This window comes from Desulfosporosinus sp. Tol-M2 (assembly GCF_059735615.1).
Window position 1 is genome coordinate 1 of record NZ_JCAIJG010000006.1, and the last position, 8,647, is coordinate 8,647.

At 45.5% G+C, this 8,647-nt stretch carries 5 protein-coding genes, 1 pseudogene and 1 CRISPR repeat array; of the genes and pseudogenes, 4 read left to right on the forward strand and 2 right to left on the reverse strand.

Annotated elements, in window-relative coordinates; all coding sequences use genetic code 11:
* Positions 1 to 648: 648 nt before the first annotated feature.
* Both AC6I5A_RS00155 and AC6I5A_RS00160 read left to right on the forward strand, forming a co-directional pair.
* A pseudogene (locus AC6I5A_RS00155) lies at positions 649 to 1,507 on the forward strand (transposase); the annotation flags it as partial.
* 672 nt (positions 1,508 to 2,179) lie between these two features.
* A complete protein-coding gene (locus tag AC6I5A_RS00160) occupies positions 2,180 to 2,470 on the forward strand; it encodes a tyrosine-type recombinase/integrase (protein WP_497900368.1) in 291 nt (96 codons plus the stop codon).
* A gap of 88 nt (positions 2,471 to 2,558) precedes the next feature.
* Here AC6I5A_RS00160 and pgsA read toward each other — a convergent pair whose 3' ends face one another.
* Positions 2,559 to 3,116 carry a CDP-diacylglycerol--glycerol-3-phosphate 3-phosphatidyltransferase gene (gene pgsA / locus AC6I5A_RS00165; protein WP_034610297.1) on the reverse strand — a complete coding sequence of 186 codons (558 nt, stop codon included), beginning with the start codon at positions 3,114 to 3,116 and terminating at the stop codon, positions 2,559 to 2,561.
* Positions 3,113 to 4,444, reverse strand: coding sequence for a 30S ribosomal protein S12 methylthiotransferase RimO (rimO, locus tag AC6I5A_RS00170; RefSeq protein WP_034610298.1), 1,332 nt, complete (start codon positions 4,442 to 4,444; stop codon positions 3,113 to 3,115). The genes pgsA and rimO overlap by 4 nt, the downstream gene beginning before the upstream one ends.
* A gap of 214 nt (positions 4,445 to 4,658) precedes the next feature.
* On the opposite strand from rimO, the gene AC6I5A_RS00175 reads away from it, so the two are divergent.
* The gene (locus AC6I5A_RS00175) at positions 4,659 to 5,279 is read left to right on the forward strand and encodes a hypothetical protein (protein ID WP_034610299.1); all 621 of its coding nucleotides are present in this window, start codon (positions 4,659 to 4,661) and stop codon (positions 5,277 to 5,279) included.
* 170 nt (positions 5,280 to 5,449) lie between these two features.
* On the forward strand, positions 5,450 to 6,760 hold the full coding sequence (locus AC6I5A_RS00180; RefSeq protein ID WP_034610300.1) for an ATP-binding protein: 1,311 nt from the start codon (positions 5,450 to 5,452) through the stop codon (positions 6,758 to 6,760).
* 170 nt (positions 6,761 to 6,930) lie between these two features.
* A CRISPR array of direct repeats spans positions 6,931 to 8,595; the repeat unit is 32 nt; unit sequence GTTTCAATCCACGCGCCCGCACGGGGCGCGAC.
* The last annotated feature ends 52 nt before the right edge of the window (positions 8,596 to 8,647 follow it).

The following is an 8,647-nucleotide window of genomic DNA, read 5'->3' on the forward strand; positions in this document are numbered from 1 at the left end:
ATCTCCCTTCACAAAACATCCCCAGTAGGTGTAAAATAAATCACCTACAATTTGTGTAGGGGCAGTCCATCAGATCAAATACTACTTTCTCAGGGTGTTTTTGATCTGATGGCTTAATATTTAAATGATAAATACCATTTAAATATTAGGAGGATTATATCACAATAAACTGGAATAATATGTAGAAATTTGCTAAAATGCAAAAAAAATTACTCAAAATTCAATACTAAAACCCGCGGAGATGTCTCACCTGATATCACCCTTTATGAAATTAGTGTTTGCTTAAAAACGGGTATATATAGAAAATATATATTTTTTTGAGTAATATGGTTGACAGACAACATGAGGTTCTTCCATAAAGGAAGGTGCGTAGGGGATAAAAAAATAAACCTGAGGATAATAATCGTACATTTCTTGTGAGTATAATTTTTGAAACGAGTATAATTGACCTTTTCTATAATCTCCCTTCACAAATATCCTCAAGTAGGAATATTATAGAACAACCAATATTTGTGTAAGTGTAAACGCCTTCAGATCAATTGCTACTTTGCTGGTAATGATGATCTGAGGGCTTCTTTAACTAAACTAGGGGCTGTCTCAAAATAGAAATGTAATTTCTATGAAGAGGTGGCCCTTTTTCTTATATAAAAGCGAAAAGACGAGTCAGAACTTTTCGATGGTAGAAATAGCTTCTCTAAGACTGATACGGATGCTACCTTTATGCACATGAAAGAAGATCACATGAGGAATTCTCAGCTAAAGCCAGGGTACAATGTCCAAATTGGCGTGGAAGCTGAATATATCGTAGGACTAGCCATATCGAGTGAACGCCCACAATCAAATGACGCTGATCCCTTTTCTGGAGAAGCTCATTGAAAACTTACCTAAAAAATATCTCCATATCATTGCCGATGCAGGCTATGAAAGTGAAGAAAACTATGTTTATTTACATGGACATGGACAAAAGGCCTTCATCAAGCCACAGACATATGAGGCTATGAAAAATAGAAATTATAGCAAGATTATCGGCAAACGGGAAAATATGATCTATGATACGGAAAAAGACGAATATCTTTGCGCCAATCATAAAAAACTAGCGGTTGTTGGAAAGACGACAAGAACGTCTTAAAGTGGCTATAAATCCGATGTGACCCTCTATGAATGTGAGAGTTGTGAAGGCTGTAAATTCAAGCAGCATTGTACCAAAGCAGCGGGTAATAAGAAACTATCGACATCCAAACTATTTTTGGAAAAACGAGCAGAATCATTACATAATATCACAACGACTGAGGGTATTTTACTAAGGATGAATTGATCCATACAAGTTGAAGGGGCTTTTGGAGTACTGAAAGAAGATCATAGCTTTCGTCGATTTGTAATGCGTGGTAAAAAGAACGTTAAAACTGAATTTTTGCTGTTGGCTTTTGAGTTTAACATTAATAAATTGCATAATAAAATACAACAAGACAGATGCAGCTGTTCGTTGCACGAAATAAAAGTTGCATAAATCTGCTTGAGCCATTAAAGAAGGAGTTTTGAGAGATCCAAAAAATCCTCTTTTTTGGTGTTCCTAAGATTAGAAAGAGTGTGAAATCAGCGATGATGCGAGCTGATTTCACACTCTTTTCTTAATTTTTCCGGGAATCTTCATGAGTAGTCGCCTCAGAATGGCGCACTAAAACATTATTTTGAGACAGCCCCTCTGATTGAATGAGCGTCGAGTGCCATTTTGGTATCCTTTGAATTGAGCGAATCCATCTACCGACAGACTAATCTCCTTTTAGAATTAGTATGTCCGTCCTCTCTGTTCTTTAAGGCTTAAAGCTTATACCGCCTAAAGGCGGTGGATTTAGACCCCGCGAATAGAAATTAAATGACAAACCACTTAATACTAAACGATCTTAGACGGGTTAGCAATAAACAAGGAATCCTGTTCAGCCTAGCGCAAACAGCATTAGATTTCCCGAACGGAATTATTAGGGACGTGCTCTATCCGATAGTCAGCAAACAATCATTAAAAGGCATCCTTCAATTCCAATCGAATAACGAGGTTCACCGGCCTGTCATTAAAGCCCTTTAGCTTATTAAAGATATGTCAAACAGGATTGCATTATTTTCCTTTGTCAGAAGATATTCCGGTTGATGGCGTTTGTCCATAAACTTTCAGGACATGATGATAGTGAAAACGCTTTTATATACTGGCGCAAGGGTCAGTGAGTTAATAAACATCAAGCTTACAGACGTTGATTTTAATCACTGCCAAATACGGATAAACAAAGGCAAAGGGAACAAGGACCGTATTGTCCCGTTCCCTCAGTCATTTAAGGAATTACTGGCCATGTTCACTGATTCAATGGCCAAAAAGCAAGCCGTTTACTATTTGAATCCTCGTGGAAGAAGAAATATACAGACTCTTGAGGTATATTCAAAGTTAGCGATTCTGATGCCCAACAAGAATATAACGATGTGATCAATAAATTTTCCATTTAAAACCATCTACTTTGCCCCTGGTGACAGCTTCGCTGGTATTACCCAACACCCTTGTTCGCCGAAATAATCTATTTATGTAATAATTTCCGAGCTTTGAGCAAATAATCAAGACCTGAGATGACTGTAAAAAACAAGGCGATGTATAAGAAGGGTTGGCCAATGTGAATACCGATTAAAGAAAGGGGCCAATCATGCAGTAAGATTGCCGAAATTGCAATAACCTGGGAAACAGTCTTTATTTTTCCGAGCTTACTGGCACTGATGACAACTCTGTCCACAGCCGCTATAGCTCGTAGTCCCGTCACGGCAAACTCTCTTGCCAGGATGATCCAGGCAACCCAAGCCATCACCTCTCCAAGCTGTACCAAGGAAATCAGGGCAGCGGAAACCAATAGTTTATCGGCAAGCGGATCCATGAATTTACCCAAATTCGTAACCAGGTGCCGCTTGCGAGCGATATAGCCATCTAAACCATCCGTCGCGGCAGCTAAAATAAAAATTATTGCCGCCACAACATCTTGATGCGGAAAAATCTCATGACCTTTAGGGATTTTAAGGAGTAAAAAGGCCATAAACACCGGTATTAAAATAATCCGAGCAAGTGTTAAGCGATTGGGTAGATTCACGAAACAACCTCTCCTATTAAATCGTAGCTATCCGCTTCAAGGATGCGAACTTTGATCATCTCACCCACCTGAAGTGAGGTCTGAGTACCTGTGATATAGACTTGCCCATCGATTTCCGGAGCGTCTCCTTCAGTCCGTCCCATCCACCGTCCGCCTGGCTGTTTCTGCTCAAGCAGCACCGAAACAACCCGACCAACCCAACGTTGTTGCCTCACCAGAGAGATTTCTTGTTGGATTTGCATGATCTGTTCCCTGCGAAATTCACGAATTTCTGGCAAAACCTGATCCGAGCGAAGACCCGCCGGTGTATTCTCCTCCTGGGAATAGGCAAACACCCCGAGCCGGTCAAGCTGAACACGTTCAATGAAATCTACCATAGTTTGGAATTCCTGTTCACTCTCTCCCGGAAAACCCGTGATCATAGTCGTCCGAACGGTGATGTCCGGCATGGCATCGCGCAATTTTCCAATCAGCGTTTCAGCCTCCTCAATTGTTCCGCGTCGATTCATGTCTTTTAATATTTTATTATCCGCATGTTGCAACGGCAAATCAACGTACCTGCAAACTTTGGGTTCCTGACGCATAGTCTCAATTAGTTCATCTGAAAACCGTTCCGGATAACAATACATTAGCCGGATCCATTCAATACCCTCGATACGAGCAAGCTGATGAATTAGTTGAGGAAGGCGGAGTTCTCCATAAAGATCATGTCCATAGCGCGTGGTATCCTGGGCCATAACCATAATTTCCTTAACCCCTTGAGCGGCCATTTCCTGGACTTCGCGGATCACTGATTCTTCCGAACGGCTGCGAAAGCGTCCGCGTACATACGGAATAACACAATAAGTACAACAGTTATCGCAGCCTTCTGCAATCTTTACATAAGCTAAATAATCAGGGGTCAATCGTTTACGGGGCATCAAGTCATTATGAAGAAAATCAGGGGTTCCTCCTTGAATAAGCGTCGTTCGTGTCCCCTCACAAACTTGAACTAATTTGGCAATTTCATCAATATTTCCGGTTCCCAGCACACCATCCAATTCAGGAATATCCTGCATTAATTCTTGCCCGTACTGCTGCGCCAAGCACCCTGTCGCAATCAGGGTCTGACAAGTGCCGGATTCCTTAAAGCAAGACATCTCAAAAATAGCTTCAATCGATTCTTCCTTGGCCGATTGGATAAATGTACAGGTATTTACGACAATAATATCCGCTTCTGCGGGGTTTTCTATAAAGCTATAATCTTGGGCCAGTAATCCCGCCATTATTTCACTGTCTACTTGATTCTTTGGACATCCCAAAGTGACAACTGCGACTTTTTTCGTCAACCTTACACCTCATATCATTGGTCTACCTATCTTAGTATAAACCAACACTCAGACAAGGTCAAAAAAATTAAACCCCGGATAAATGAAGGCTTGATTAACACGTGTAAAGTTCGTGATAATTGGCTACATTTAATATGTACAGAGTTTAGGCAAAAAGGAGATCTGTAAGTCTTGTAGAATTAAGCCTTTAAAAAACTTTAGTGAGGTGTCATATGTGTTTGATCAAACCATAGAACCTATTGACTCGTGCGGCTGTGGCGATACAGGATACCTGACCACCCGAACCGTTCCTATTGATTTGGCCCACGGTGTCGGGCACATAGATAATGTGCCTGTCTATCACTGTCGTTCCGCAGCCTGTCAGGAATTTACTTTACCCCTGTTCGTTTCGCATCGCCTCGAAGATATTGCCGAAGAAATGGAAAACACCCAAGCAACAGAAGCTGTTTATACCTGGATAGTCAGTGGAGAACAATCCCTCGACCCACTGCAACAGGCAAATAATCAAACCCACTTACAGGCGTTTACCCTTCAGTTTAGCGGTCGTGAATATACAGATGCCCTAGTTGTGCTGATCGTACCCGGCCAGGCCGTCTTCTTTCAAAGTACACTTGAAGAGACTGAATATTACCTGCTTCGTTACGAAGAGGACAGGGGTACAGACGGCATATGGTTTTCCTTTCTGAAATTTTATTATGAAGAACCAGAATTAACATACGAAGATTTCCTGACATGGTCGGAAGACGGACGCCTTAAGGAAATAGGGTGTATTACCCTTGAGGAGATAGAAGATGCCTTGATTGGGGAGTTTGGAGAATGGGAGGAAGTGTCTTAGTACGGTCGTAAATGTTCCATTTTCAGTACAACTTCAGAAAAGACAAATAACACTGCAAGAAACATTATTTTGATTTGAAAACTTTCGATGTAAAAAGTGTAGAAAATGACTCAAATATCATTGTAATTTATGCCAAAACAAGGTATGCTCAGCTTGTGAGGTGATGAACCATGTATAGAACAGCGATAGAGGATTTGCATAAGTGGAAAGCAAAGCGGAACAAAAAACCGCTCATTATTCGCGGTACAAGGCAGGTCGGCAAGACTTGGCTGATGAAGGAGTTTGGCAGGGTTGCCTTTGATAGGACCGTCTACATCAGCTTTGACCATAATCAGCGCATGAAGGATTTATTTTCAGCCGATTTGGACGTGGAGCGTATCATGATGGGGCTGGAACTATATTCCGGCCAGAAGATCGATCCCACGAATACCCTGCTCATCTTTGATGAAGTACAGGAAGTACCGAAAGCATTGACTGCGTTGAAATACTTTAATGAGGATGCGCCACAATATCAAATCATGTGCGCCGGTTCACTCCTGGGCGTTGCCTTGCATCAGGGCACGTCTTTCCCTGTAGGTAAGGCGGAGTTTTTGGATTTGTACCCTCTTAGCTTCACCGAGTTTTTGACCGCGATGGGCAACGACCGGTATGTAGAGTTGCTGCAAAAAGGTGACTTTGCTATGGTGACTACCTTCAAGCAAACGTATATCGACATGCTCAAATACTATTACTATGTTGGTGGGATGCCGGAGGTCGTGCATAGCTTTTCCCAAAATAAAGATTTTGTGGAGGTTCAGGAAATACAACAGCGCATTCTTGACGCCTACGAGCAGGATTTTTCCAAACATGCGCCCCATGATGTTGTACCGCGAATCCGGACGCTCTGGAACAACATTCCCGCCCAACTTACCAAGGAGAACAAAAAGTTCATCTACGGACTAATCAAGGAAGGCGCGCGGGCGAAAGAATATGAACAGGCCATGCTTTGGTTGACCGATTGCGGCCTGGTCCATAAGGTGTATCGCGTGAATGCGCCAAGACTCCCGCTCAAAGCCTATGAGGATATGAAAGCCTTTAAGCTGTTTCTGGTTGACGTTGGTTTGCTTTCCAGAATGGTACGCTTGAAACAAAGTACGCTTTTAGATGGTAACGAGCTTTTCAAGGAATTCAAGGGTGCACTGACTGAGCAGTATGTATTACAGCAGCTCATGACCATCAAAGAGCTGGAAACCTATTATTGGACGAACGACCGCGGCAACGCGGAAATCGACTTCGTTGTGGATGACGGCAGCGCGGTGATTCCTATTGAAGTGAAGGCCGAAACCAATTTGAAGGCGAAAAGCCTGAAAACGTATCAAGAGAAGTTTCAGCCCAAGTTATCCATCCGTACATCCATGACGGATTACATGCGTGAGGCTCGGCTGCTGAATTTGCCACTGTATGCGATTGAAGTAATACCCATGCTGGATGGAAAGAACTAGTCTGGATTGATATGCAAGAAAAAAAAGGTTGTTCAAAAACACCGTCGATAGATGGTGTTTTTGTTTATCTATAGCCATAGCCCTTAACGTCCTTGCCCTTATTATCCTATTTCCTATAAATACCATACCATAAGCTACGTAAACGAAATGGAAAAGCAATAATGCAATAAGTTTCAATCCACGCGCCCGCACGGGGCGCGACCTGCTGCATTCGCAAAAAAACTCGCCTCAAGCGGTTTCAATCCACGCGCCCGCACGGGGCGCGACCCCGGCGCCCGCCATATACGACTTCACAGCCAGTTTCAATCCACGCGCCCGCACGGGGCGCGACGATAATGAGTGTTCAGCTTTGACTTTTTAAATGTTTCAATCCACGCGCCCGCACGGGGCGCGACCTACTGTAGCCCCTACTATGTAGGTATAAAAAGTTTCAATCCACGCGCCCGCACGGGGCGCGACCCCACAGGCACACGTATTTGTTTGGGATTTTCGCAGTTTCAATCCACGCGCCCGCACGGGGCGCGACGTAGGTGGTCAGCATATATTCATTGGAGTAAGGGTTTCAATCCACGCGCCCGCACGGGGCGCGACGTTCTTCCTCCACGGTTCCTCCTTCGGTAAAGGAGTTTCAATCCACGCGCCCGCACGGGGCGCGACTCATGCGCGTGGCATATCTGGGGGGTGCATAATGGTTTCAATCCACGCGCCCGCACGGGGCGCGACGGTTGATGGCCTGACAGATGAATTCGCCAGTGTGGTTTCAATCCACGCGCCCGCACGGGGCGCGACGGCTCTGGAAATGCTTTTCCTGTGGCCGTAGTGGGTTTCAATCCACGCGCCCGCACGGGGCGCGACGGAGGTGCCTTCTTTGTTTATAATCGATCGCTTTGTTTCAATCCACGCGCCCGCACGGGGCGCGACTCAGGCACTATCATGCCAGCTGGCTCCTCCGTCAGTTTCAATCCACGCGCCCGCACGGGGCGCGACTTCAGCTCGCGAAAGACCAGGGCTGGCGGCCGGTTTCAATCCACGCGCCCGCACGGGGCGCGACACGAGTCAATTGCTGCTGAAGCCCAAGTACCTACAGTTTCAATCCACGCGCCCGCACGGGGCGCGACGCGCTGCAGAGCGGCTGCCTTGTTTTGAACGTGTTTCAATCCACGCGCCCGCACGGGGCGCGACGTTGATGATGCCAGTAACTATTACAGCCTGGCTGTTTCAATCCACGCGCCCGCACGGGGCGCGACGAGGTCAAATTCACCTTAGCGCCAACGAGCAAGTTTCAATCCACGCGCCCGCACGGGGCGCGACCTATCGAGGATTTCTTTCTGCTTCTTGGCCCGGAGTTTCAATCCACGCGCCCGCACGGGGCGCGACGGCTCTGGAAATGCTTTTCCTGTGGCCGTAGTGGGTTTCAATCCACGCGCCCGCACGGGGCGCGACGGAGGTGCCTTCTTTGTTTATAATCGATCGCTTTGTTTCAATCCACGCGCCCGCACGGGGCGCGACAGGCACTAACAAGCACCCAGGGCGAGATCGACGTTTCAATCCACGCGCCCGCACGGGGCGCGACGCGAAAGGAGGATAAAGCGTGTCGAGTTATGCAGGTTTCAATCCACGCGCCCGCACGGGGCGCGACGAGACAGCAAATGGTAAAACAATGGAACTCCAAGTTTCAATCCACGCGCCCGCACGGGGCGCGACCTAAGGTAATGCTGTTCCCCACCGCTAAATACCTGTTTCAATCCACGCGCCCGCACGGGGCGCGACATTTTGTGTCACCTGCGGATAGACTACCACCCAGTTTCAATCCACGCGCCCGCACGGGGCGCGACTTTGAACATAACCTCACAACTCCTTAATTTTTATTAGATCATTATTTGCATA